This window comes from Streptomyces sp. NPDC111507, assembly GCF_055638955.1.
In genome coordinates this window covers 852,332-877,080 of sequence record NZ_JBVKBU010000002.1, presented here as the reverse complement: position 1 = coordinate 877,080, position 24,749 = coordinate 852,332, and the positions used below count along the sequence as shown (strand labels likewise).

Annotated in this window: 25 protein-coding genes and 2 pseudogenes; 22 read left to right on the top strand and 5 right to left on the bottom strand. The window is 68.7% G+C overall.

Features of this window, described 5'->3' with window-relative positions:
- The first annotated feature begins 137 nt into the window (after window positions 1-137).
- From map to ACZ7M2_RS11380, 14 genes are all read left to right on the top strand, one after another.
- The gene (map, locus tag ACZ7M2_RS11445; RefSeq protein ID WP_352046438.1) at window positions 138-974 is read left to right on the top strand and encodes a type I methionyl aminopeptidase; all 837 of its coding nucleotides are present in this window, start codon (window positions 138-140) and stop codon (window positions 972-974) included.
- Window positions 975-1,366: 392 nt separating this feature from the next.
- The gene (gene infA, locus ACZ7M2_RS11440) at window positions 1,367-1,588 is read left to right on the top strand and encodes a translation initiation factor IF-1 (protein ID WP_003948620.1); all 222 of its coding nucleotides are present in this window, start codon (window positions 1,367-1,369) and stop codon (window positions 1,586-1,588) included.
- A gap of 70 nt (window positions 1,589-1,658) precedes the next feature.
- Window positions 1,659-1,772, top strand: coding sequence for a 50S ribosomal protein L36 (gene rpmJ, locus ACZ7M2_RS11435; RefSeq protein ID WP_003998809.1), 114 nt, complete (start codon window positions 1,659-1,661; stop codon window positions 1,770-1,772).
- A gap of 211 nt (window positions 1,773-1,983) precedes the next feature.
- Window positions 1,984-2,364, top strand: coding sequence for a 30S ribosomal protein S13 (gene rpsM / locus ACZ7M2_RS11430; protein WP_060901485.1), 381 nt, complete (start codon window positions 1,984-1,986; stop codon window positions 2,362-2,364).
- A 64-nt stretch (window positions 2,365-2,428) separates the two neighbouring features.
- Complete coding sequence (gene rpsK, locus ACZ7M2_RS11425; RefSeq protein ID WP_003956432.1) at window positions 2,429-2,833, top strand: 30S ribosomal protein S11; 405 nt, start codon at window positions 2,429-2,431, stop codon at window positions 2,831-2,833.
- A gap of 115 nt (window positions 2,834-2,948) precedes the next feature.
- Window positions 2,949-3,971 (top strand): DNA-directed RNA polymerase subunit alpha, encoded by a 1,023-nt coding sequence (locus tag ACZ7M2_RS11420; RefSeq protein ID WP_003966937.1) that lies wholly within the window; start codon window positions 2,949-2,951, stop codon window positions 3,969-3,971.
- Between the two features lie 180 nt (window positions 3,972-4,151).
- Window positions 4,152-4,646: a 50S ribosomal protein L17 gene (gene rplQ, locus ACZ7M2_RS11415; RefSeq protein ID WP_471595045.1), complete on the top strand. Its 495-nt coding sequence runs from the start codon at window positions 4,152-4,154 to the stop codon at window positions 4,644-4,646.
- 92 nt (window positions 4,647-4,738) lie between these two features.
- Entirely contained in the window at window positions 4,739-5,605 is an 867-nt protein-coding gene (gene truA, locus ACZ7M2_RS11410) for a tRNA pseudouridine(38-40) synthase TruA (RefSeq protein WP_471595044.1), read from the top strand.
- Between the two features lie 198 nt (window positions 5,606-5,803).
- Entirely contained in the window at window positions 5,804-7,438 is a 1,635-nt protein-coding gene (locus ACZ7M2_RS11405; protein WP_471595043.1) for a glycosyltransferase family 2 protein, read from the top strand.
- Window positions 7,435-8,445, top strand: coding sequence for a glycoside hydrolase family 26 protein (locus tag ACZ7M2_RS11400; protein ID WP_471595042.1), 1,011 nt, complete (start codon window positions 7,435-7,437; stop codon window positions 8,443-8,445). The genes ACZ7M2_RS11405 and ACZ7M2_RS11400 overlap by 4 nt, the downstream gene beginning before the upstream one ends.
- Window positions 8,442-10,100: a hypothetical protein gene (locus ACZ7M2_RS11395; RefSeq protein ID WP_471595041.1), complete on the top strand. Its 1,659-nt coding sequence runs from the start codon at window positions 8,442-8,444 to the stop codon at window positions 10,098-10,100. The genes ACZ7M2_RS11400 and ACZ7M2_RS11395 overlap by 4 nt, the downstream gene beginning before the upstream one ends.
- Entirely contained in the window at window positions 10,097-11,653 is a 1,557-nt protein-coding gene (locus tag ACZ7M2_RS11390) for a glycosyltransferase family 39 protein (RefSeq protein WP_471595040.1), read from the top strand. The genes ACZ7M2_RS11395 and ACZ7M2_RS11390 overlap by 4 nt, the downstream gene beginning before the upstream one ends.
- 48 nt (window positions 11,654-11,701) lie before the next feature.
- Window positions 11,702-13,012 carry a UDP-glucose dehydrogenase family protein gene (locus ACZ7M2_RS11385; RefSeq protein WP_471595039.1) on the top strand — a complete coding sequence of 437 codons (1,311 nt, stop codon included), beginning with the start codon at window positions 11,702-11,704 and terminating at the stop codon, window positions 13,010-13,012.
- Between the two features lie 8 nt (window positions 13,013-13,020).
- Window positions 13,021-13,761: a polyprenol monophosphomannose synthase gene (locus ACZ7M2_RS11380; RefSeq protein WP_101400129.1), complete on the top strand. Its 741-nt coding sequence runs from the start codon at window positions 13,021-13,023 to the stop codon at window positions 13,759-13,761.
- A 36-nt stretch (window positions 13,762-13,797) separates the two neighbouring features.
- Here the strand turns inward: ACZ7M2_RS11380 and ACZ7M2_RS11375 are convergent, their stop codons facing one another.
- Entirely contained in the window at window positions 13,798-14,679 is an 882-nt protein-coding gene (locus ACZ7M2_RS11375) for a hypothetical protein (protein WP_471595038.1), read from the bottom strand.
- 473 nt (window positions 14,680-15,152) lie between these two features.
- On the opposite strand from ACZ7M2_RS11375, the gene rplM reads away from it, so the two are divergent.
- The 3 genes from rplM to glmM all read left to right on the top strand — a co-directional run bounded on the left by rplM (window position 15,153) and on the right by glmM (window position 17,685).
- Window positions 15,153-15,596 (top strand): 50S ribosomal protein L13, encoded by a 444-nt coding sequence (rplM, locus tag ACZ7M2_RS11370; protein ID WP_075028506.1) that lies wholly within the window; start codon window positions 15,153-15,155, stop codon window positions 15,594-15,596.
- Between the two features lie 45 nt (window positions 15,597-15,641).
- Entirely contained in the window at window positions 15,642-16,163 is a 522-nt protein-coding gene (gene rpsI / locus ACZ7M2_RS11365; protein ID WP_060895271.1) for a 30S ribosomal protein S9, read from the top strand.
- Between the two features lie 163 nt (window positions 16,164-16,326).
- The gene (gene glmM, locus ACZ7M2_RS11360) at window positions 16,327-17,685 is read left to right on the top strand and encodes a phosphoglucosamine mutase (protein ID WP_471595037.1); all 1,359 of its coding nucleotides are present in this window, start codon (window positions 16,327-16,329) and stop codon (window positions 17,683-17,685) included.
- Here glmM and ACZ7M2_RS11355 read toward each other — a convergent pair.
- Together ACZ7M2_RS11355 and coaA are read right to left on the bottom strand one after the other, a co-directional pair.
- Window positions 17,682-18,629, bottom strand: coding sequence for a DUF389 domain-containing protein (locus tag ACZ7M2_RS11355; RefSeq protein WP_471595036.1), 948 nt, complete (start codon window positions 18,627-18,629; stop codon window positions 17,682-17,684). The two genes, glmM and ACZ7M2_RS11355, sit on opposite strands and share 4 nt — an antisense overlap.
- 45 nt (window positions 18,630-18,674) lie before the next feature.
- On the bottom strand, window positions 18,675-19,643 hold the full coding sequence (coaA, locus tag ACZ7M2_RS11350) for a type I pantothenate kinase (RefSeq protein ID WP_352046447.1): 969 nt from the start codon (window positions 19,641-19,643) through the stop codon (window positions 18,675-18,677).
- A gap of 189 nt (window positions 19,644-19,832) precedes the next feature.
- On the opposite strand from coaA, the gene glmS reads away from it, so the two are divergent.
- Window positions 19,833-21,680 (top strand): glutamine--fructose-6-phosphate transaminase (isomerizing), encoded by a 1,848-nt coding sequence (glmS, locus tag ACZ7M2_RS11345; RefSeq protein WP_471595035.1) that lies wholly within the window; start codon window positions 19,833-19,835, stop codon window positions 21,678-21,680.
- Here the strand turns inward: glmS and ACZ7M2_RS11340 are convergent.
- Both ACZ7M2_RS11340 and ACZ7M2_RS11335 read right to left on the bottom strand, forming a co-directional pair.
- The gene (locus tag ACZ7M2_RS11340; RefSeq protein WP_471595232.1) at window positions 21,641-21,862 is read right to left on the bottom strand and encodes a DUF397 domain-containing protein; all 222 of its coding nucleotides are present in this window, start codon (window positions 21,860-21,862) and stop codon (window positions 21,641-21,643) included. The genes glmS and ACZ7M2_RS11340 overlap by 40 nt on opposite strands.
- Window positions 21,863-21,884: 22 nt before the next feature.
- Window positions 21,885-22,061: pseudogene (locus ACZ7M2_RS11335) on the bottom strand (transcriptional regulator); the annotation flags it as partial.
- On the opposite strand from ACZ7M2_RS11335, the pseudogene ACZ7M2_RS11330 reads away from it, so the two are divergent.
- The 4 genes and pseudogenes from ACZ7M2_RS11330 to ACZ7M2_RS11315 all read left to right on the top strand — a co-directional run.
- Window positions 22,062-22,666, top strand: a pseudogene (locus ACZ7M2_RS11330) (hypothetical protein); the annotation flags it as partial. It lies immediately after the preceding pseudogene.
- A 399-nt stretch (window positions 22,667-23,065) separates the two neighbouring features.
- Window positions 23,066-23,794 (top strand): DUF4232 domain-containing protein, encoded by a 729-nt coding sequence (locus ACZ7M2_RS11325; RefSeq protein WP_471595034.1) that lies wholly within the window; start codon window positions 23,066-23,068, stop codon window positions 23,792-23,794.
- An 80-nt stretch (window positions 23,795-23,874) separates the two neighbouring features.
- Entirely contained in the window at window positions 23,875-24,066 is a 192-nt protein-coding gene (locus ACZ7M2_RS11320; protein ID WP_471595033.1) for a hypothetical protein, read from the top strand.
- A gap of 136 nt (window positions 24,067-24,202) precedes the next feature.
- Window positions 24,203-24,694, top strand: coding sequence for a peptidylprolyl isomerase (locus tag ACZ7M2_RS11315; protein ID WP_471595032.1), 492 nt, complete (start codon window positions 24,203-24,205; stop codon window positions 24,692-24,694).
- Window positions 24,695-24,749: the final 55 nt, after the last annotated feature.

Genomic DNA, 24,749 nt, shown 5'->3' with positions numbered 1-24,749 from the left:
TCACGCTGCCATCGGCCGCGGTGCCCTCCGGGGGTGCCGCGGCCGTAGTGTTGTGCAGGTGGTCGTGTCCGTAGTGGTGCACGACCTGGTTGGGTACGTCGTCGGAATGACGGAGAAGACGGAGAGCGCGGGCCGCCATGGTGCAGATCAAGACCCCTGAGCAGATCGCCAAGATGCGTGCGGCGGGGTTGGTCGTCGCGGCCATTCACGCGGCCACACGTGAGGCGGCCGTGCCGGGTGCCACGACGAAGGACCTGGACGAGGTCGCGCGCAAGGTGCTGGCCGAGCACGGGGCGAAGTCGAACTTCCTCGGGTACGGCGGTTTCCCCGCGACCATCTGCACCTCGGCCAACGAGGTCGTCGTCCACGGCATCCCGTCGGACAAGGTGGTCCTGAAGGACGGCGACATCATCTCGATCGACTGCGGCGCGATCGTGGACGGCTGGCACGGGGACGCGGCGTACACCGCGTTCGTGGGCTCCGGTCACGCACCGGAGTTGCTCGAGCTCTCCCGGGTGACCGAGGAGTCGATGTGGGCGGGCATCGCGGCGATGAAGCAGGGCAACCGGCTCATCGACGTCTCGCGTGCGATCGAGACGTACATCCGCCGTCAGCCGAAGCCCGGCGGCGGCAAGTACGGAATCATCGAGGACTACGGCGGCCACGGCATCGGCACCGAGATGCACATGGACCCGCACCTGCTGAACTACGTCGAGAAGCGGCGCGGCAAGGGTCCGAAGCTGGTCCCCGGCTTCTGCCTGGCCATCGAGCCGATGGTGTCCTTGGGCACCCCGCGGACCGAGGTGCTGGAGGACGACTGGACCGTCATCACGACGGACGGCACCTGGTCCTCGCACTGGGAGCACTCGGTGGCGCTGACGGAGCAGGGCCCGCTGGTCCTCACGGCCCCGGACGGCGGCAGGGCGAAACTGGCGGAGTACGGGATCACGGCGGCGCCGGACCCGCTGGCCTGACGGCGCCGGACCCGACGGGCTGACGGCGCTGGACCCGGTGGTCCGATCGCGCCCGCCCCGCCGGCCTGACGGTGACGGACCCGTTGGCCTGACCGTCACGGACGAGGTCGGGTCGGCGGAGCGTGGGGGATCGCGGCACCCGCGCCAGGGGTACCGGGCGGATACGGCGGGTGGCGGCGTGATCGCCGTACGTCTCCGTGGAGCCGCCCCGGAGGGTCCGCGGCCACGTGATGGCGACCCCCGTTGCTTAACGATCTCCGTAGTGGGGCATTCTTTCTCGATTCGTCTTTCCGAGAGGCCTGACGTAGACTGACTCGTCGGCTCTCGTGCACCCGCATGTCTGCATGCGCTCGTGCGAAGTCGATCAAGGTAGTCGATTCGAAGGGCGAAGCGTGGCCAAGAAGCAAGGTGCCATCGAGATCGAGGGCACTGTCGTCGAGTCTCTTCCGAACGCCATGTTCAAGGTCGAGCTCCAGAACGGCCACCAGGTCCTGGCACACATCAGCGGCAAGATGCGTATGCACTACATCCGCATCCTCCCTGACGACCGGGTCGTGGTGGAGTTGTCTCCGTACGACCTGACGCGTGGCCGCATCGTCTACCGGTACAAGTAGATCTTGCCCTTACTCCGTGTTCCCGGTTCCGGGACGCGGGGGGTGGCACTGACCCGGAGAACCTCACCCAATGAAGGTCAAGCCGAGCGTCAAGAAGATCTGCGACAAGTGCAGGGTGATCCGCCGTCACGGTCGGGTCATGGTCATCTGCGAAAACCCGCGCCACAAGCAGCGCCAGGGCTGACGCACGACCGCACCTTCTGCATCCGCAGATACTTCGCGCGACGCAAGCAGTACATGTTCATACGCAGAATCCAGGACTGAGTCTCCTCAGACCTGACACCCCCGGTCGGAGGCCGGGGACCCGGTTCGTACCGAATCTTCGACAAAAGAAGAGGACGGCGGGCGGGATCCGGTTCTGCGGAAGACCTCCGAACGACAACTGGAGCCATTGAATGGCACGCGTTTCCGGTGTTGACATCCCGCGCGAAAAGCGTGTGGAGGTCGCCCTGACCTACGTGTTCGGCATCGGCCGGACCCTTTCCCAGCAGACGCTGGCCGAGACCGGCGTGAACCCGAACACCCGCGTTCGTGACCTCTCCGAAGAAGAGCTGGTCAAGATCCGCGAGTACGTGGACGCCAACATCAAGACCGAGGGTGACCTCCGTCGCGAGATTCAGGCCGACATCCGCCGCAAGGTCGAGATCGGCTGCTACCAGGGTCTGCGCCACCGTCGTGGCCTGCCCGTCCACGGTCAGCGCACCAGCACGAACGCTCGTACCCGCAAGGGCCCGCGTCGCGCCATCGCCGGTAAGAAGAAGCCGGGCAAGAAGTAGTCCTCAGCGGACGCTTATCAGCGGTCTTCGCTGTAGGACCGACCACCTCCCGTAGGAGTAATAGATGCCCCCCAAGGGTCGTCAGGGCGCTGCCAAGAAGGTGCGCCGCAAGGAAAAGAAGAACGTCGCTCACGGGCACGCTCACATCAAGAGCACGTTCAACAACACCATCGTCTCGATCACGGACCCCTCGGGCAACGTGATCTCCTGGGCCTCCGCCGGCCACGTCGGCTTCAAGGGCTCGCGCAAGTCCACCCCCTTCGCCGCGCAGATGGCCGCCGAGTCGGCCGCCCGTCGCGCGCAGGAGCACGGCATGCGCAAGGTTGACGTCTTCGTGAAGGGCCCGGGCTCCGGTCGCGAGACCGCGATCCGCTCCCTCCAGGCCACTGGCCTCGAGGTCGGCTCCATCCAGGACGTCACCCCCACCCCGCACAACGGCTGCCGTCCGCCCAAGCGCCGCCGCGTCTGAGGCTCGGTTGTCTTGAGGTTGCGGGCGGTACGCCTCTTCGGAGGCGTGCCGCCCGTACCCTTGCAGTAGCAGCAGGGCGTCAAATAGCGGGCGCCCATGACTGAAGGATCGCAACATGCTGATTGCTCAGCGTCCCTCGTTGACCGAAGAGGTCGTCGACGAATTCCGCTCCCGGTTCGTGATCGAGCCGCTGGAGCCGGGCTTCGGCTACACCCTCGGCAACTCCCTGCGCCGGACCCTCCTGTCCTCGATCCCGGGTGCGGCGGTCACGTCCATCCGCATCGACGGCGTTCTGCACGAGTTCACCACCGTGCCGGGCGTCAAGGAGGACGTCACCGACCTGATCCTCAACATCAAGCAGCTGGTCGTCTCCTCGGAGCACGACGAGCCGGTCGTGATGTACCTGCGCAAGCAGGGCCCGGGTCTGGTCACCGCCGCCGACATCGCGCCCCCGGCCGGTGTCGAGGTGCACAACCCCGACCTCGTCCTCGCCACGCTCAACGGCAAGGGCAAGCTGGAGATGGAGCTGACCGTCGAGCGCGGTCGCGGCTACGTCTCCGCCGTTCAGAACAAGCAGGTCGGTCAGGAGATCGGGCGCATCCCGGTCGACTCGATCTACTCGCCGGTGCTGAAGGTCACGTACAAGGTCGAGGCGACCCGTGTCGAGCAGCGCACCGACTTCGACAAGCTGATCGTCGACGTCGAGACCAAGCAGGCCATGCGTCCCCGTGACGCCATGGCGTCGGCCGGTAAGACCCTGGTCGAGCTGTTCGGTCTGGCTCGTGAGCTCAACATCGACGCCGAGGGCATCGACATGGGCCCGTCCCCCACGGACGCCGCCCTTGCCGCGGACCTCGCGCTGCCGATCGAGGAGCTCGAGCTCACCGTTCGTTCGTACAACTGCCTCAAGCGTGAGGGCATCCACTCCGTGGGTGAGCTCGTCGCCCGCTCCGAGGCCGACCTCCTGGACATCCGCAACTTCGGTGCGAAGTCCATCGACGAGGTCAAGGCGAAGCTGGCCGGCATGGGCCTGGCCCTCAAGGACAGCCCGCCCGGATTCGACCCGACCGCCGCCGCGGACGCGTTTGGCGCGGACGACGACGCGGACGCCGGGTTCGTCGAGACCGAGCAGTACTAAGAGCTCGGGACCGGCTGCCGGTTTTAGGGTGCGGGCGCGCTGTGGCTTGTCGCGCAGTTCCCCGCGCCCCTTCCGGACTCGCCCCTTCGGGGCTTGGCCGGATCTCCGACGGGTAATCGCCCGCTCGGACACTGACCCCGGTACCTGATACGGCCGGGGCAGACACCTAGGAGAAACAGCATGCCGAAGCCCGCCAAGGGTGCCCGTCTGGGCGGAAGCGCCGCGCACGAGAAGCTGCTCCTCGCGAACCTCGCGAAGTCGCTCTTCGAGCACGGCCGCATCACCACCACCGAGGCGAAGGCCCGTCGCCTGCGCCCGTACGCGGAGCGTCTGGTCACCAAGGCGAAGAAGGGTGACCTTCACAACCGCCGCCAGGTGCTCTCGGTGATCACGGACAAGAGCATCGTGCACACGCTCTTCACCGAGATCGGCCCGCGCTACGAGAACCGCCCGGGTGGCTACACCCGTATCACCAAGATCGGTAACCGCCGTGGCGACAACGCGCCCATGGCCGTCATCGAGCTGGTGGAGGCCCTGACCGTGGCCCAGCAGGCCACCGGTGAGGCCGAGGCGGCGACCAAGCGTGCCGCCAAGGACGCCGAGGTCAAGACCGAGGCACCGGCCAAGGTCGAGGACGCCGCCGAGGCTCCCGCCGAGGAGTCGAAGGACGCCTGAGACACTGCCTGGCTGTGAGCGGGTCCGTCCCTTCGGGGGCGGGCCCGCTTTCGCGTTTCCGGCACCGATGCCGGCCTTGAGAGGATCTAGGTGTGAGTGACGAAGTACAGCCCGGGTTCGTACGGGTGCGTTTGGACCTGTCGTACGACGGGACCGAGTTCTCCGGGTGGGCCAAGCAGGCCTCGGGGCGCCGGACCGTGCAGGGGGAGATCGAGGACGCCCTCAGGACCGTCACGCGGTCCAGGGACACCACGTACGAGCTGACCGTCGCCGGGCGCACCGACGCCGGTGTGCACGCGCGCGGCCAGGTGGCGCACGTGGATCTGCCCGTCGAGCTGTGGGCGGAGCACGAGGCGAAGCTGCTCAAGCGGCTGGCCGGGCGGCTGTCCAAGGACGTGCGGGTGTGGTCCCTGAGGGAGGCCCCCAGCGGGTTCAACGCCCGCTTCTCCGCGATCTGGCGGCGGTACGCCTACCGCGTCACCGACAACGCCGGGGGAGTGGACCCCCTGCTGCGGGGGCACGTCCTGTGGCACGACTGGCCGTTGGACGTCGACGCCATGAACGAGGCGGCCGAGCGGCTCGTGGGCGAGCACGACTTCGCCGCCTACTGCAAGAAGCGCGAGGGCGCCACGACCATTCGTACGCTCCAGGAGCTGAGCCTGGCGCGCGGGGACGACGGGATCATCACCGCCACCGTCCGCGCGGACGCCTTCTGCCACAACATGGTGCGCTCGCTCATCGGCGCGCTGCTGTTCGTGGGGGACGGACACCGCGGGCCCGACTGGCCCGGGAAGGTGCTCGCGGCCGGCGTACGGGACTCGGCCGTCCATGTCGTACGGCCGCACGGGCTGACCCTGGAGGAAGTCGGCTACCCCGCGGACGACCTGCTCGCCGCGCGCAACAAGGAGGCGCGGAACCGGCGGACCCTGCCGGGGGCGGCAGGGTGTGAAACCTGTTAGCAACATGCAAATTACGCGCAGATAGCTCCCATGTCGGCACTTACCCGGCGTAAGTCACTTGTTGAGTCTTACATCATTCTTACCGCTCAGATAGCCTTGCGTATCTCGGCCCCGTGTTCGATGCGGGGCTTTTCGGGGTGGGGATAACGCGGGCCGTCGGCCCGGAGGGTAGGAATGTCATCACTTGACTCTGCCCGCATGTCCGGAGGGGCCGGCGCTGGGGGGCGACGGACCGGACGGCACGGAGGACGCCGTGGCGCCGTTGAGGCGCCGCTCGGGCTGCTGCCCGCGCCGCCCTCCCATGCGGAGAAGTACTCGTACGTGAAGCGGCGCCTGTGGGTGCTGACTCTGGCGTCGGTCGTCAGCTTCGGCTGTCTGACCGTCAGCCAGGTAGCGCTCGCCCAGGCCAGCCCCCTGATGTGGATCTTCGGCCCACCACTCGCCTTCACGGTGGTCTATTACCTGGTGTCGCTGAAGGTGAACGGTTTCACCAGGGACTTCGACTTCGCCTACCACCAGGAGCTGGTGCGCGGCTGGCGGCCGGCGGTCTATCCGGCCGTCGACGTGTTCCTGCCGGTGTGCGGCGAGCCGATCGAGGTACTGCACAACACCTGGACGCATGTGCGGCAGTTGGCCGACCGGTATCCCGGACGGTGCGTGCCCTTCGTGCTCGACGACGGCGCGAGCCCCGAACTGGCGGCGATGGCCCGCGACTTCGGGTTCCGCTACGGCACCCGGGAGAACCGCGGCTGGTTCAAGAAGGCCGGCAACCTGCACTACGGCTTCGGACAGTCGGACGGCAAGTACATCCTCATCCTCGACGCCGACTTCACGCCGCGCTCCGACCTCCTGGAGGAGCTGCTGCCGTACATGGAGGCCGACGAGCGCATCGGGATCGTCCAGTCGCCGCAGTACTTCCGGGTCCTGGACTCGCAGAACTGGATCGAGCGCGGGGCCGGGGCCGTCCAGGAGCTCTTCTACCGCTCGGTGCAGGTCTCGCGGCAGGGCAGTGACGGTGCGATCTGCGTGGGCTCCTGTGCCATCTACCGGCGCGCCGCCCTCGACACCAACGGCGGTACGACGCTCATCGAGCACTCCGAGGACGTGCACACCGGCTTCGACCTGCGCGGGCTCGGCTGGGACCTGAAGTACGTGCCGGTCGCCCTGTCGACCGGGGTGTGCCCGGACACGGCCGGGGCCTTCTTCAACCAGCAGTACCGCTGGTGCTCGGGGTCGATGTCGCTGCTGGGCAGCAAGAAGTTCTGGGACGCGCCGATCAGCTTCTCCAGCCGGCTCTGCTACATGTCCGGGTTCTTCTACTACATCCACACCGCGCTGTTCACCTTCGTGGCCCCGCTGGTACCGGTCGTCCTGCTGCTGACCAGCCCGGAGATGCTCCAGGTCAAGCACCTGGTGTGGGTGCTGCCGAGCATCGTCTACACAGCCATGATCTTCCCGATGTGGCACAAGGCGCCCTACCGCCTGGAGGCCTGGTCGGCACGGATGATGTACGGCTGGGCGCATGTCTTCGCCATCTGGGACATCCTGCGCAAGCAGCGCATGGGCTGGCAGCCGACCGGGTCCAAGGGCGCGAAGAAGAACAAGACCCGGCGGTTCTGGCTGGGGATGTGGATCTGGAGCGGCGGGACGGCCGTGGTCTGGGTCGGCGCCGCCGTGTACCGGCTGTTCACCGGCTATCCGCCGGACTTCGCCCTCGTCCTGTCCTCCGGACTGTTCTATGCGCTGGTGGTCGCCCGCGCGCTGATCCAGCCCAAGGAACACCACGCCGAGGTACGGCCCCAGGAGCTTGAGACCGTGGGTGACACCGCATGATCCGCAAGACCTTGCTCCCGCTGGCCGTGGTGCTCATGTCCCTGGCGGGGGCATCCGGCTGTGGTGTGTTCGGGGGCGCTGACGACCCGGCCGCCGAGGCCGCGCGGGACCCGGCCGCCGGGGACTCCTCCGGACAGGCGGCGCAGCAGCGGCCGTACGACGTGAAGAAGTTGCTGCGCCCCGAGAAGAAGTACTTCGGGGTCGCCGTGGACGGCGCGCCCAGCTCGATGAAGCCCGTGGACGCCTTCGCGAAGACGGTCGGCAAGAAGCCGAACATGGTCGGGTCGTACTCCTCGTGGGGCAACGGATTCAACGCCGAGGGCGCGAAGAACGTCTTCGACGACGGAGGGCTGCTGTACGTCTCGTGGGAGCCGTTCAAGCCCGGCCTCGGCGAGATCGCGGACGGCTCGCAGGACGCGTACATCAAGAAGTTCGCGGCGAGCGTCCGCAAGACGGCGGTACCCGTCGCGATCAGCTTCGGGCATGAGATGAACGGCCACTGGTACCCGTGGGGGACCAAGGACACGACGGCCGCGACCTTCGTGAAGGCATGGCGGCACATCCACGACCTCTTCCAGGAGGAGGGCGCCACCAACGTGATCTGGGTGTGGAGCCCCAACGTGGTCAACCCCGTCCCGTCGGTGAAGCTGGAGCCGTACTGGCCCGGTGACGCGTATGTCGACTGGGTCGGGATCGTCGGGTACTGGGCGCAGACCGGCGCCCACACCTTCGACACCCTGTACGGACCCACCCGGCGGCAGGTGGCCGCGTTCACCGACAAGCCGGTGCTGATCAGTGAGACCTCGGCGGAGCCCGGGGAGCGGCGGCGTGCCGATGTGCGCGGGCTGCTGGGCGGGGTCGAGGCGAACGACGACGTCATCGGCTTCCTCTGGTTCAACATCCCCAAGCGGGCCGACTGGCGCATCCAGAGCAGCCCGCTCGCCCTGGCCGAGTTCAAGCGCCTGATCGCCGACGACGCCTTCGGATTCGAGGTGCCGCGGTCATGAGCAATGAGCAGCAGTACTGGCAGCAACAGGCCCAGCAGTCCCAGCAGGCCCCGCGGGCTCCACAGGTTCCGGGGGCTTCTCAGGGCTCAGGGGCCCCGTACGCCCCGCCCAATCAAGAATCGTTTCTGCAGTATCAGCAGCCGACGCCGGGCGCCTGGCAGCAGCAGTACCCCCCGTACAGCGCCCCGCGGGCACCCGGCGACGAGCCCGAAGCCGACGCCGACTACTACGTGCCGCACTACACCGTCCTGGACCCCGAGCCCGAACCCGAGCCCGAACCGGGCTATGTGCTCCCCGAGGTCCCCGTCTCCGCCTGGTCGGTCGACAACAGCCGTTCGGCGTGGATCAGCCGCGGTGTGCTGGTGCTGATCCTGCTGGTGCAGGCCGGTCTGTCCTACCGGCTGGACGGCAGCGCCTTCCCGCAGGAGGCGAAGTTCCTCACCTCCGACGGAACGCTCTCGGAGCTGGTCTACGGTGCCGATCTGGCCGGTGCCCGGACGCTGAGCCTGGCCTGGGCGCTGGGTGCGACGGCCCTGCTGTTCGGCGCGACCCGGCTGCTGTTCAACGCGCGGGCCGGTCTCGCGGCCGCCGCGATGTACTCCGTACTGGAGTCGACCGCCTTCACCGGCCGCTACGCCTCCGCGCACTCCCTGTCGCTGTTCCTGCTCGCCGCGGCCCTGTGGCTGCTGGCCAGGACCCGGCAGTCGACCCCCGCGGCCGTCCTGGTGGCGGCGCCCTTCGCCGCGCTCGCGCCGTTCGCCGCCTACGCGGCGGCGCTGTACCTGCCGTCGCTGACCGTGCTCGCCGTACTGACCGCCTACCGCTTCCGGGGGGTCGGCGCCTTCGTGCGGGGCGCGCTCTTCGCGGCCGCGACCGGAGCCCTGTGCTTCGTGGGCGTCCGGCTGAACGGCACGCCGAGCGGCTGGAACGCGCACGGCACCGACAGCGCGCTGAGCCTGCTGAAGGAGAGCGCGCAGTGGGGCGGCATCGTCCTGCTCGTGGCCGTGATCGGCGCCGTCGGTTTCGTCCGCCGGGCCCGGATGGGCGAGATGCCCTGGGCCGAGGGCTCCGCGCCGGGTGCGCTCAGAAGGGCCTCGCTGGGCCTGACCCTGTGCGCCACCGCGCTCCTCGCCCCGCTCTACCAGGCATACCTGGGCAACGGCAGCTCACTGCACATCCACGTCGGCTTCGGGCTGCTCTTCGCCGTGCCGATGGCGGGCCTGGGCATCTCCCGGATGATGGGCGCGCATTTCCGCTACCCGCAGATCGGCATCATGATCTACGTCGCCGCGCTGGTCGTGGGCATGGCGCAGACCCAGGACCTGTACCGGCCGCCGGACTCGGCCGGCATGATCGCCGCGCTGCGCGGGGTCGTGACCGAGAAGGGCGCCAAGGGCAGCTACCTCAGCGACGACCCCGAGATCTCCGCGTACTACCTGCGCGCGCGGACCGATCCGGGCCAGTGGCACCAGGCCGCACGCGGCAGCGCGCTGGCGTCCGCCGTGAAGAAGGGCTCGTACGACGCGGTCGTGCTGCGTACCGCCTCCGTACCCGCGGAACTGCGCGGGTCCAGGACGTACCGGCTGCTGGCCGTGGTGCGGTCCGCCGACAAGGACGGCGGACAGGCGCCGTACCGGATCTGGGTGAAGCGATGACGGCCTACGCGCAGACTCCGCAGACGGATCCCGAGCAGCCCGGGCAGACCGAACAGCACGGGGAGACGGAGGGGCGCGCGGCCAGACGCCGGGCGGACCGCGGCGGCAAGGGCTCCGCGCTGCTCGTCTTCGCGCTGCCCGTGCTGGTCGCGCTGGCCTGTGTGCTGCCGGGACTCGGCGGGCGGCAGATGTGGCGTGACGAGCACGCCACCTGGTGGGCGTCCACGCTGTCGTGGCACTACCTCGGGCAGCTGATCGACCACATCGACATCGTCTTCACGCCGTACTACGCGGGCATGCACCTGTGGATCGCGGTGGCCGGTGACTCGCCGGCCGCGCTGCGGCTGCCGGGGGCGCTGGCCATGGGGATCTCAGCCGGTCTGGTCGGACTCCTGGGGCGGCGGATGTTCGCCGTGCGGACCGGACTGCTGGCCGGACTGCTCTTCGCGGTGGTGCCGGCGATCACGCGCTACGGGCAGGAGGCACGGCCCTACGCCTTCGCGACCCTCTTCGCGCTGCTCGCGACGCTCTTCCTGCTGCGGGCCCTGGAGAAGCCGAGCCTGCGCGACTGGACGCTGTACGCGCTGGCGATCGCGGCCACCGGATTCGGCCACCTGGTCGCGATGTCGGTGCTCGCCGGACATCTGGGCCTGGTCGTACTGGCGAAGCGGCGCGGCGACAGGATCGCGCACTACGCCTTCGCGGGCGCGGCGCTGCTCGGTCTGTCGATCACGCTCCCGATGGTGGCCAAGGGGTCGGGGCAGAGCGGGCAGATCGCCTGGAACACCACCACGACCCAGGACCTGGTCGACTTCCCGAAGGAGCTGTTCGGGTCGTGGATCACCGGCGGCGTCGTGATGGGGCTCGGCGTGCTGGGGCTGCTGGCGGCTCGCCGCTACGCGCTGCTGCTCGGGGCGTGGGCCGTGCTGCCGCCGGTGCTCACTTTCCTGACGTCCGACCAGCTCCATCTCTTCCTGCCGCGATACCTCCTGTTCACCATCCCGGCGTGGACACTGCTGCTGGCCGCCGCGGTCACCCGGCTCACGGGGCGGCTCGAGCCCGGGGCCCGGCCCGGCGCCGTGGCGAAGGCGGTCGGCGGGGTATTGGTGACGGCCGTCGCCGTCGGATACGCCTTCGTGGCGTGGCCCGCGATCGGCGACGCCAAGAAGGACCTGCCCACGGAGCCGGACTACGCGGCGGCGGCGAATGTGATCGCTACCGGGGAGAAGCCCGGCGATGGCGTGATCTTCAACGGCGGGCTGTCCGAGCGCCGTGCCATGGCGTACGAGCTACGGGACCGCAAGGCCCCCAAGGACGTGCTCATGGAGTGGACCCCGCAGCAGAACGGATCGTACGGCGCCACCGAGTGCGGGCAGCCGATCCGCTGCCTCAAGGGCGTCGACCGGCTCTGGCTGGTGTCGACGATCGCCGACGGCCGGCCGCCGCTGACCGGCGCGGACGAGAAGAAGACTGCGGCGATCGACGAGGACTTCAAGGCGACGCGCACGGTGCGGCTGAACCACGTCCTCGTGCAGGTACTGGAGCGCAAGTAGCGGTCGCCCTCATGGGCCCCTGGCACGAAGGTTGAGGAGACCGCCCGTATGCGGCTCACAGTCATCGGCACCGGCTATCTCGGTGCCACCCACGCCGCCTGTATGGCGGAGCTCGGGCACGAGGTGCTCGGGGTCGATGTCGACCCCGACAAGGTGGCCGCGCTGGCCGCCGGGCGGGTGCCCTTCCACGAGCCCGGGCTCGGTGAACTCGTCCGGGGGCATCTCGCCTCGGGACGGCTGCGGTTCACCACCTCCTACGAGGAGGCGGCGGCGTTCGGGCAGGTGCACTTCGTGTGCGTCGGGACCCCGCAGCGGACCGACTGCGACGGCGCCGACCTGCGGTACGTCGACGCGGCGTTCGCGGCGATCGCCGCGCACGCGGCGCAGGACGCGCTGCTCGTCGGGAAGTCGACGGTGCCGGTGGGAACGGCCCGGCGGCTCGCGGACACCCATGACGTGGAGGTCGCCTGGAACCCCGAGTTCCTGCGCGAGGGCTTCGCCGTCGAGGACACCCTGCGGCCCGACCGGCTGGTGTTCGGCGTCGGCTCCGCACGTGCCGAGGCGATCCTGCGGGAGGTGTACGCCCCGGTCCTGGCTGCCGGGACGCCGCTGGTCAGCGCGGACTTCCCGACCGCCGAGCTGGTCAAGACGGCCGCCAACGCCTTCCTCGCCACGAAGATCTCGTTCATCAACGCGATGGCGGAGGTGTGCGAGGCGGCGGGCGGCGACGTGTCCGTCCTGGCCGAGGCCATCGGTCACGACGACCGGATCGGCGCGAAGTTCCTGCGCGCGGGTGTCGGGTTCGGCGGCGGCTGTCTGCCCAAGGACATCCGCGCCTTCGCACACCGCGCCGACGAGCTCGGCGTCCCGCTCGGGTTCCTGCGCGAGGTCGACGCCATCAACATGCGCCGCCGCGACAAGGTGGTCGCGCTCGCCAGGGAACTGTGCGGGGGAGGGGTCCTCGGGGCCCGGATCGCTGTCCTGGGTGCCGCGTTCAAGCCGGACTCGGACGACATCCGCGACTCGCCCGCGCTGAACGTGGCCGCCCGGCTGCGGCTCGACGGCGCCGACGTCACGGTCTACGACCCCGAGGCGATGGACAATGCCCGCAAGGCGTATCCGCTGCTCGGTTTTGCCGTCTCGGCCGAGGAGGCACTCGGCGGGGCGGACCTCGTGCTGCATCTGACGGAGTGGCCGCAGTTCCGGGAGCTGGATCCGGGGCCGCTGGCCGCCCTGGTGTCCCGTCCGCGGATCGTGGACGGCAGAGGAGTGCTCGACGCGGACCGTTGGACCGCGGCGGGCTGGGAATTCCGGGCGCTGGGACGTCCAGCGCCCGGCGGGGAGGGGAGAAGGGCTTGACGCACGACATGGGGGCGGACACCGCGGTGACCGTGGTGATGCCGACCTACAACGAGGCGGCCAACCTGCCGAGAATGGCCGAAGCGGTGCTTCAACTGCCGCTCGACGGGCTTCACTTGAAGATCGTGGACGACTCCAGCCCGGACGGCACCGGCAGGATCGCCGACGAGCTGGCGGAGAAGTACAACACCAAGGGGCGGCGCCGGATGAGCGTGCTGCACCGCACCGAGAAGGACGGACTCGGCCGCGCCTACGCGGCCGGGATGAGCCTCGCGCTCGACGAGGGCGCCGAATACGTCGTCCAGATGGACGCCGACGGCAGCCACCCCGTCGAGGCCGTGCCCCGGATGCTCGGCACGGCCCTGGCCAACGGGGTGGGGCTGGTCATCGGCAGCCGGTACGTCGAGGGCGGCTCGCTGGACGAGGACTGGGGCGCGCACCGCGTCCTGCTCTCCCGCTTCGCCAACCGGTACGCCCGTACCGTGCTCGGCACCCGGATCCGGGACATCACGGCCGGGTTCAACCTGTGGTCGGCCCAGGCCCTGCGTGACATCGACCTGGCCACGCTGGACAGCGCCGGTTACAGCTTCCAGGTCGAGCTGAAGTACAAGGCCGTACGGGCGGGGCACAGCGCCGTCGAGATCCCGATCCGCTTCGAGGAGCGGACCGAGGGAGTCTCGAAGATGACGCTGAAGACGCAGCTGGAGTCGGCGGTGGTGCCGATCCGGCTGCGCATGAAGAACAAGTGACCCGAGGCCCGGGTACGGCGGCGGCCGGCCGGCCGGTTACTGGTTGGCCGCCGTCGACGCCTGGGCCTCGCCGCGGCGGCGGATCTGGCGGAAGGTGAACTCGGCCAGGTCGTCGCCGGTCGTGAAGACCTTGGCGTCCTTCGTCGTCACGTCCTTGCCGTTGGTGAAGCCGGCCAGCGTGAAGTAGGCGTAACGGCCGTAGGAGTTGGTGGTCGAGCGGCAGACCGCCGTACGGCAGAAGTTGGCGACGCCCTGGCCGGACAGTGAGGTGATGATGCTCTTGCTGTCCGCCTCGGACTTCGCCTTGACCGCCTGGGCCGCGGTGTTGAAGACCGCGACGCCGACGGTCACCGAGACGCCGTCCTTGCTGTAGGTGACGCGCATCATCCGGGTGCAGTCGTTCTTGTTGAGCACCGCGGGCAGCGTGCCCTGCACGGCCGACGCGCAGTTCGTCGTCGAAGCGGTGGGGCCCTTGCGGTAGACGCGGTCACCCATCGTGAGCTGCGAACCGGGGAAGAGGATGTCCGGGCTGAGCGGCGCGGTGTCCTTCTGCACGCTGGATATGAAGTCCATCGGATCCAGCGGCGGCGGCGCCGAGGTCGGCGCGAACGTCGGTACCGGCGCCGTGCTGTCGCTCGGGATGCTCGCGGTGGCGGGCAGCTTGCTGGGCGTGTTCCCGGCCTGGTTGTCCCCGTTCGAGGAGACGACGGCCACGGCGACGGCAGCGCCGACCGCGATCGTGGCGACCGCCGAGCCGACGATCACCAGCAGTCTGCGCCTACGGTTGCGTGTCTCGGACGCCTCGGCGAGTGCCGCCCAGTCCGGAGTCTGGTTCCGACGTCCCCAATCGGGTTGCTGAGAACCAGGCTTCCAGGGATCCCACGGAGGCTCCCCCTGCCCACCCTGCCCATAACTCATGGGGCGCATCTTAGACGGGCTCCGGGGGGTGGCGTTCCGCACCGGAGGGCACTTGAGCCCCTAGCGTGACCTGAGTGCGCACGGGCAAAACTGACATCTCCGGGTGGTTGGTGCGACACGCTTCGACAGGCTCCCTGGCATCGGCCGTCCGGTGACGCCGGGTAGTCGGACCGTTGCGGAGGAAAGGACTGCCTTACTCTGTTTCCAGGAACTGTTCGCGTGGCCCCGAGCGCCCAGGCACTCGGGTCGCGAACCCGCGTTTTGACCCGTCCGGGCAACCGCGGGTACTCTTGCAGTTCGTTATGTGTATTGGCTTGCTCATTCTCACGTGAGGGGCCCTTACACCGGTCCACCGGGGCCGATGACCAGCGACCAGCACTCGGTATGCGTCACCGAGGTGCGGTCAGGGCTGTCGTGATCGTCCGTGGTGGCCATGTCAGGACCCACTCACTGAAGAAGCGAAGGCTACGACCGTGCGTACGTACAGCCCCAAGCCCGGCGACATCACTCGCCAGTGGTACGTCATCGACGCCCAGGATGTCGTCCTGGGCCGTCTGGCGACCACTGCCGCGAACATCCTGCGGGGCAAGCACAAGCCGATCTTTGCGCCGCACGTCGATGCTGGTGACTTCGTCATCATCATCAACGCCGACAAGGTGCACCTCTCCGGCAACAAGAAGACCCAGAAGCTGGCGTACCGCCACTCCGGGTACCCGGGTGGTCTGCGCTCCGTCCGTTACGACGAGCTGCTGGCCAAGAACCCCGAGAAGGCCATCGAGAAGGCCATCAAGGGCATGATCCCCAAGAACACCCTGGGCCGTCAGGTGCTCTCGAAGCTGAAGGTCTACGCGGGCGAGAACCACCCGCACGCTGCTCAGCAGCCGGTCCCGTTCGAGATCACCCAGGTCGCGCAGTAGTTCCGGCCACCACCCCCTAAGACAGAAAAGAATCTGAGGAGAATCGTGGCCGAGACCACCGTTGAGCAGCCGGTCGAAGAGACTGAGCTCGTCGACATCGAGAACTACACCACCGAGTCCGAGGTCCCCGTCGAGGGCGAGTACACCTCGGAGTCGCTCGCGGGCCGCTTCGGCGACCCGCAGCCGGCCGCCGGCCTGGGCCGTCGCAAGAACGCCATCGCCCGCGTCCGGATCGTCCCGGGCACCGGCAAGTGGAAGATCAACGGTCGCACCCTTGAGGACTACTTCCCCAACAAGGTGCACCAGCAGGAAGTCAACGAGCCCTTCAAGGTGCTCGAGCTCGACAACCGCTACGACGTCATCGCCCGCATCTCGGGTGGCGGCGTCTCCGGTCAGGCCGGTGCGCTCCGTCTCGGTGTCGCCCGCGCGCTGAACGAGGCGGACGTGGACAACAACCGCCCGGCCCTGAAGAAGGCCGGCTTCCTCAAGCGCGACGACCGTGCGGTCGAGCGCAAGAAGGCCGGTCTCAAGAAGGCCCGTAAGGCTCCGCAGTACAGCAAGCGTTAATCACTGGCTGCTGCGTATTCGTACGACCGTTCGCCCCGGCGGCACGCTGTGTGCCGCCGGGGCGTTCGTTTATCACAGCCCAAGGCGTATAACGGCACAAGGCGCTCAAAGGCTTGCATGATCGGATGACTTCCGAAAACTGAGCTTCATCAGGAGGACACCAGTGGGACGACTCTTCGGCACGGACGGCGTGCGCGGTGTCGCCAACGCGGATCTGACGGCCGAGCTGGCGCTCGGTCTCTCCGTGGCGGCGGCACATGTGCTGGCCGAGGCGGGTACGTTCGAGGGCCACCGGCCGGTGGCAGTGGTCGGGCGGGACCCGCGCGCGTCCGGGGAGTTCCTGGAAGCCGCTGTGGTCGCGGGCCTGGCCAGCGCGGGTGTGGACGTCCTGCTCGTCGGTGTGCTGCCCACCCCCGCGGTGGCGTACCTCACCGGCGCGCTGGGCGCCGACCTCGGCGTGATGCTCTCGGCCAGCCACAACGCCATGCCCGACAACGGCATCAAGTTCTTCGCCCGCGGCGGCCACAAGCTCGCCGACGAGCTGGAGGACAGGATCGAGGGCGTCTACGAGGAGCACCGCACCGGTGCGCCCTGGGACCGGCCCACCGGCGCCGGGGTCGGGCGCGTGCGCGTGTACGACGAGGGGCTCGACCAGTACGTCGCCCACCTCCTCGGCGTGCTCCCGAACCGCCTCGACGGCCTGAAGGTCGTCCTCGACGAGGCGCACGGCGCCGCCGCCCGAGTGTCTCCCGAGGCCTTCACGCGGGCCGGTGCCGAGATCATCACGATCGGTGCCTCGCCCGACGGCCTGAACATCAACGACGGCTGCGGCTCCACCCACCTCGACCTCCTGAAGGCCGCCGTCGTCGAGCACGGGGCCGACCTCGGCATCGCGCACGACGGTGACGCCGACCGCTGCCTCGCCGTGGACCACACGGGTGCCGAGGTGGACGGCGACCAGATCCTGGCCGTACTCGCGCTGGCGATGCGGGAGCGTTCCGCACTGCGCTCCGACACGGTCGTTGCGACGGTCATGTCCAACCTGGGCTTCAAGCTGGCCATGGAGCGTGAGGGCGTCTCCCTCATCCAGACCGCGGTCGGCGACCGCTATGTCCTGGAGGAGATGAAGGAGCACAACTACGCGCTCGGCGGTGAGCAGTCCGGGCACGTGATCATCCTCGACCACGCCACCACCGGCGACGGCACGCTGACCGGCCTGCTGCTGGCGGCCCGGATCGCCCAGACCGGCCGTACGCTCCAGGACCTCGCGTCCGTCATGGAACGGCTGCCGCAGGTCCTCATCAACGTCCCCGACGTCGACCGCTCGCGGGTGAACAGCTCCGCCGAACTGGCGGCCGCGGTCGCCGAGGCCGAGCGGGAACTCGGCTCCACCGGCCGGGTGCTGCTGCGTCCCTCCGGCACCGAGCCGCTCGTCCGGGTCATGGTCGAGGCCGCCGACATCGACCACGCGCGGTCGGTGGCGGGGCGGCTCGCGGACGCGGTGAAGTCGGCGCTGGGCTAGAACCGACCTGCTTTGGCGGCACGTTCACGCTGTTGGGCCCAGAGCCACTTCTGGACGACCAGCGTGAACGTACCGGCCAGCACGATGCCCAGCAGGTTGAGCAGCAGCTGCTCGGTGGAGCCCCAGGCCTGCCTGTACTCGCCGTAGGTGAAGGCCACGGCGGCGTTCGCCGCCGCCGGCACCGTGGTCACCGAGATGGCGACACCGACCAGCGCGCCCGACTTCGCCGAGGTCAGCGAGAGGGTGCCGGCCACGCCGGCCAGGACCGCGACGACGAACGAGAACGCGTCGGGACGGTAGATGAAGTTGGTGTTGGGCCGCTCGGCGTCCAGCTTGACCGCGCTGAACAGGCCCACCGCGTCCATGAAGTACGTGAAGCCGACCGTCACCACCAACGCCACCGCGAAGCCCACGAGCAGCGCGTTCAGGGAGCGCCACGCCAGCCGCGGGACGCGTTGGACCAGCGCCGTGCAGATGCCGGCCAGCGGCCCGAACTCCGGGCCCACCGCCATCGCGCCCACGATCAGGATCGCGTTGTCGAGGACCACACCACAGGCCGCGATCATCGTGGCGAGCGTGAGGAAGGCGACGTAGGTCACCGAGAGCGTCGACTCCTCGTGCGTCGCGTCGGCCAGGTGCTCCCACAGCACCGCGTCCGCGCCCTCGCCCGGCGCCTCGTCCTCCGCCTTGTCGGCACGCTTCGACAGCGACAGATCGATGTTCTCGACGGCGATCGACCCGGTCCGGTCGAGCTCCATCTCCCGCAGCCCGCCGATCAGTTCGTCGCCCGCTTCCCGCGCGACGTCGCACGTCACCACGTCCCCCGCCGGGTTGCGGGCGGCGCCCGTGAGCACGACGAGATGGGTCGTGCCCACGGTCCTCTCGATCAGCCGTACGACGTCGTCGGTGCGGTCGGCCGGGGTGATCAGACGCAGATGCAGCATGCGGCGCAGGGTATACGCACCGGATGACGGCCCCGCGGCCCGGTACTACAGCTTGCGCAGGCTCAGACGCTGCACCTTGTGGTCCGGGCCCTTGCGCACGACGAGGGTGGCGCGGCCGCGGGTGGGGGCCACGTTCTCCAGCAGGTTGGGCTTGTTGATGGTGCGCCAGGTCGTGCGGGCGTAGTCGAGCGCCTCCTCCTCGGAGACCTGCGTGTACCTGCGGAAGTAGGAGTCGGGCTTCTGAAAGGCGGTCTGGCGGAGCTTCTTGAACCGGTTGAGGTACCAGCGCTCGATGTCCTCGGCGCGGGCGTCGACGTACACGCTGAAGTCGAAGTAGTCCGCGAGGCCGACGCGGGTGCGGCCGTCCTTGCCCGGGAGGGCGGGCTGCAGGACGTTCAGGCCCTCGACGATGAGGATGTCCGGGCGGCGGACGGTGAGCCGCTGGTCGGGGACGATGTCGTAGATCAGGTGGGAGTAGACGGGGGCCGTGACCTCGTCCTTCCCCGCCTTGATGTCGGCGACGAACCGGGTGAGGGCGCGACGGTCGTACGACTCGGGGAAACCTTTCCTCGACATCAGACCGCGTGCCTCCAGCTCCTTGGTGGGGAGCAGGAAGCCGTCCGTGGTCACCAGTTCGACGCGCGGGTGTTCGGGCCAACGGGAGAGCAGGGCCTGCAGCAGGCGCGCGACGGTGGACTTGCCGACGGCGACCGATCCGGCCACCCCTATGACGAACGGGGTGCCGGACTGGGAGCCCTTCTCGCCGAGGAAGGTGTTCAGCGCCCCTCTGAGCCCGTCCGTGGCGCCGACGTACAGATTGAGCAGTCTGGACAGCGGCAGATAGATGTCCCGCACCTCGTCGAGGTCGATGACATCGCCCAGACCGCGCAGCTTCTCGACCTCCTCGGCGGTCAGCGGCAGCGGCGTCTTTTCGCGCAGCACGCTCCACTCGGATCGGGTGAGGTCGACGTAGGGAGTCGCCTCCGGCCTGTGCCGGTGGGCGCTCCGGGGCATCGGGGAGACCGGAGAGATCACAGTCCATTGTTACGGGAGTGTGGACGGGGTGGGGGGTGGGGTGGGTCACGTAGGCGGTTACGCGGGGGCGCCCAGGGGGCCGGGGGCGCTGCGAAAGGTGGCCAGAATTTCCGAATTCGGGCACGCAGTGCCGGGTTCGGGGGGCTGTTGGCGCTTAGGCTGCGGCGCATGTGCGGAATCGTGGGATACGTGGGGTCGCAGTCGGCGCTTGATGTGGTGATGGCCGGGCTGAAGCGGCTGGAGTACCGGGGGTACGACTCGGCGGGTGTCGCCGTGCTGGCGGACGGGGGGCTCGCCGCCGCGAAGAAGGCCGGGAAGCTGGTCAACCTGGAGAAGGAGCTGGTCGGCCGGCCGCTGCCGACCGGGTCGACGGGGATCGGGCACACGCGCTGGGCCACGCACGGGGGCCCCACGGACGCGAACGCCCATCCGCATCTCGACAACGCGGGGCGCGTCGCCGTCGTGCACAACGGGATCATCGAGAACTTCGCTCTCCTGCGTGCCGAGTTGGCCGAGCGCGGGCACGAGCTGGCCTCCGAGACCGACACCGAGGTGGTCGCACACCTGATCGCCGAGGAGTTCTCGGCGTGCGACGACCTCGCGGAGGCGATGCGGCTGGTGTGCCGCCGCCTGGAGGGCGCGTTCACGCTGGTCGCGGTCCACGCGGACGCGCCGGACGTGGTGGTGGGGGCGCGGCGGAACTCGCCGCTCGTGGTGGGCGTCGGAGAGGGCGAGGCCTTTCTCGCCTCGGACGTCGCCGCGTTCATCGCCCACACGCGGTCGGCGATCGAGCTGGGTCAGGACCAGGTGGTGGAGCTGCGCCGGGACGGCGTGACGGTGACCGGTTTCGACGGCCGTCCGGCGGACGTGCGTAAGTACCACATCGACTGGGACGCCTCGGCCGCGGAAAAGGGCGGTTATGACTACTTCATGCTCAAGGAGATCGCCGAGCAGCCCAAGGCGGTCGCCGATACGCTCCTGGGCCGGATCGACGCGGCCGGTTCACTGACGCTCGACGAGGTGCGGATCCCGGTTCACGAGCTGCGCGAGATCGACAAGGTCGTCATCGTGGCCTGCGGGACCGCCTTCCACGCCGGGCTGATCGCCAAGTACGCCATCGAGCACTGGACGCGGATCCCGTGCGAGGTGGAGCTCGCGAGTGAGTTCCGGTACCGGGATCCGATTCTCGGTACGCGGTCGCTGGTGATCGCCATCTCCCAGTCCGGCGAGACCATGGACACGCTGATGGCGCTGCGGCACGCCCGCGAGCAGGGCTCCAAGGTGCTGGCGATCTGCAACACGAACGGTTCGACGATCCCACGCGAGTCGGACGCGGTGCTCTACACGCACGCGGGTCCTGAGGTCGCCGTCGCGTCCACCAAGGCGTTCCTGACGCAGCTGGTCGCCTGCTATCTGGTCGCGCTGTACCTGGGCCAGGTGCGCGGCACCAAGTGGGGCGACGAGATCCAGGCCGTCATCCGTGACCTGTCCCAGATCTCCGGCGAGGTCGAACGGGTCCTGGAGACCATGGAGCCGGTACGCGAGCTCGCACGATCGCTCGCCGACAAGGACACCGTGCTGTTCCTGGGGCGGCACGTCGGCTATCCGGTCGCCCTGGAAGGCGCCCTCAAGCTCAAGGAACTCGCCTACATGCACGCGGAGGGCTTCGCGGCGGGTGAGCTGAAGCACGGGCCGATCGCCTTGATCGAGGACGATCTGCCGGTCGTGGTCGTCGTGCCGTCCCCGCGCGGGCGCTCGGTTCTGTACGACAAGATCGTGTCCAACATCCAGGAGATCCGGGCGAGGGGTGCGCGCACGATCGTGATCGCGGAGGAGGGTGACGAGGCGGTGGTGCCCTACGCCGATCACCTGATCCGGATTCCGGCCACGCCGACGCTGCTTCAGCCGCTCGTCGCGACGGTGCCGTTGCAGGTGTTCGCGTGTGAACTGGCGACGGCGCGGGGGAACGAGGTGGATCAGCCTCGAAACCTGGCGAAGTCGGTGACGGTGGAGTGAGCCGGCTTCAGGGCTTCGATGAAGGGGACGAAGGCTTCGGACGGGAAGGTGAGGGTGGCTCTGGCCGGGGTCTTTGAGTCGCGGATGGCTATGTGGGTGGGTGAGTTGGCGATATCGACGCAGGAGTTGCCGTCGCCCGGACCCGAGTAGGACGACTTGCGCCAGTTGTCGGGGGTGCGCATGCGCTGCCTCATAGCTCTTTTGTCAGCTCGACTCCACCTTGCGGAAGAGCGTTCGAGAGGCGCCGAGTTGGGCTTCGGCGTCGATGAAGGCCGTGCTGTGGGGTGTATCGCGTACGACGGTGTCCAGCATGGGCACGGCGCCTCCGGCGTACACCATGGCGCTCGCGGCACCGGCGAAGCCCTCCAGGGCGAACGGGACCTCTACGAGGAGTACCGCTGCGAGCCGGTGCTCATTGTCATGACCCAGAGCAGTTCCACCGCGCGGTGGGCCGCGCAGCCCATCCGGTTCGGTCTGCCCGGCTGGTCCTCGCTCGTCGTACGGCCGATGGTTCTCGGACCGGACAACGTGCCGGTGATCACCGACGAGAAGGAGGCCGCGCAGGACCTGTCGCTCGCGGTGCTCTCGGCGGTTACGCATGGTAAAGGGCCGCGTGCCGCCGCGATACTGGGACCACTCGCGACGGCTCTGGAGACGGTCGACCCGGCAAGCGCGGCTCTGCTCGTACAGCTCGTGACGTCTGGCCTGGTGGATTCCCAGGCGAAGGAGATTTGGAGGGACCTGATGGCTCCGGTGAACTACTTCTTCCGCCACCCGGTCGCGGAGAAGGTGGGGGCGAAGGGCGCGTCGAAGACCGCATCGAAATGACCTTGAAGATCCTGGAGCTTCGAGGCCTCCAGGTACCTGACTCCGTCCGGCGGCGGGTGCAGGCGTGTTCCCACCTGGATCAGCTCAAGGCCTGGTCGGAACGGGCGGTGCACGTGGCCTACGCGGAGGACCTGTTCGCGGACGTGCGGCCCGAATAGCCGTACGGGGCCGGAGGCCCCCGGCGCACTCCAGCCCGTCTTGCACGAGACAGCTACTCCGCCGCCCCCTCCACATCCGGGAACGGCACCGGCGGAGCCGGTGTGGCCGTCGAGGGCAGCCGCCGGCCAGAAACGGGCAGCGCGGCAAGTACGTGTGGTGCGAGCTGGCGGCGGCCTCATACCGCAAAGCTGTTCGCCGTGACGGGTGGGCAGTTGGCACGTGCCGGGTCCGTTGTCCCGCTTCCTCCGCCTTCCCGTAACGGCGTATCGACTCGCCTGTCACAGGGGCGTCTTGATGCGACTCCTCTCGCAACGCCCGCCCGGCGGCGGGTCTCCTCTGAAGCAGCAACGCACGCTCAGCCGGAGCGAGCGCGACAACACCGCTTCCCAGGAGTACCGATGCGCGTCAAGAAGATGTCCGCCCTCGCTCTCATCGTCGCCGCTGCCGGCCTCTCGCTGACCGCGTGCGGCAGCAGCGACTCGAGCGCTTCCGCCCACACCAGCGCGTCCACCGCCGCGAGCAGCTCCACCGGCGATCAGGGCTCGACCTCGTCGTCAGGTTCCTCGTCGTCGGGTTCCTCCTCGTCCGGTTCCTCCACCGGCGGTAAGGGCTCGACCTCGACCTCGGGTTCCTCCTCGTCCGGCTCCTCCACCAGCTCCAGCAAGGGCAGCAAGCTCACCGCCCAGACCCAGTCATCGACGTCGGGCTCCAGGTGCAAGGTCCCCCATCTCGCCTTCAGCGCCACCGCCAGCGGGATCAAGGACGAGATAGTCGTCAACATGAAGAACACCGGTTCCAGCAAGTGCAGCATGCACGGCTTCCCGGGCGTCCAACTCGTGGGCCCCGACGGCCTGGGCGACACCGGGCCCGACGCCGCCCGCGCCGACGCCACGGCGTCCACCGTCACCATCGCGCCCGGCGAGGAGACCCGCTTCCTGCTGCACTTCAGCCCGGACACCAGCGGCTCCGGCAAGACCTACACCCGGCTCCTCGTCACCCCGCCCAACGAGACGGTCGGGGAGATCGTGAATCTCAACGATCTGACCATCACCGTCGCCCCCGCCAGTGGCACCGTTCCGGACGTCGTCGTCGACCCCGTCGGCTACCACGTCGGCTCCGGCAAGTGAGCCTAGTGACATCACGCGGGGGCGCTCTCTCCTGAGAGGATCACCGCACCGTACGGATAGGCGAATGCAGGGTGGGGAACATGAGCGTTGTGGTGCCGGCCGGTCTCCTGGTGCTTGTCATCGGTGGGTGCGTGTGTGTGGTGTGGGCGTCGCGGGGCGGGCCCCGCTGGGTCCGGGGCGTGGCGGCGGTGACGCTCGTCCTGGGGGAGCTGGTGCGCGCCTCCGCGAAGAGCAACCGGCGGCGGAGTGTGAATCAGTCCGGCGGAGAGTGACTAGGGTCGGCGAGAAGGCTCGTCCCCACGGTGGCGTTAGGCCGTTTGTCCCGCTGTGGGGGTTCCCGCTGCGACCCGTGGGCCGGTGCCCTCTTATTCTCGGACACGACCTTTCGAGTACAAGAGGAGCAGTGCCATGGGACAGAACGTCTTTTTCGAGGTGTCCGCGGACGGGGAGCCGCTCGGCCGGATCGAGTTCAAGCTGTACGACGACGTGGTCCCGGAGACGGCCCGCAACTTCCGTGAGCTGGCCACCGGCCAGAACGGGTTCGGCTACAAGGGCTCGCCGTTCCACCGTGTCATCCCGGACTTCATGCTGCAGGGCGGTGACTTCACCAACGAGAACGGCACCGGCGGCAAGAGCATCTACGGTACGAAGTTCCCGGACGAGAACTTCAAGCTCAAGCACACCAAGCCGGGCCTGCTGAGCATGGCCAACGCCGGCCCGAACTCCAACGGCTCGCAGTTCTTCATCACCACGATCGTCACTGACTGGCTCGACGGCAAGCACGTCGTCTTCGGTGAGGTCGTCGAGGGCATGGACGTCGTCCGGGCCGTCGAGAAGCTCGGCAGCCGTTCCGGCGCCACGTCCAAGAAGATCGTCATCTCGGACTCCGGCACCGTCTGAGAAACCCGGCCGGACTTCACAGAGGCCGTACAGCACAGAGATCGAGCGGGAACGG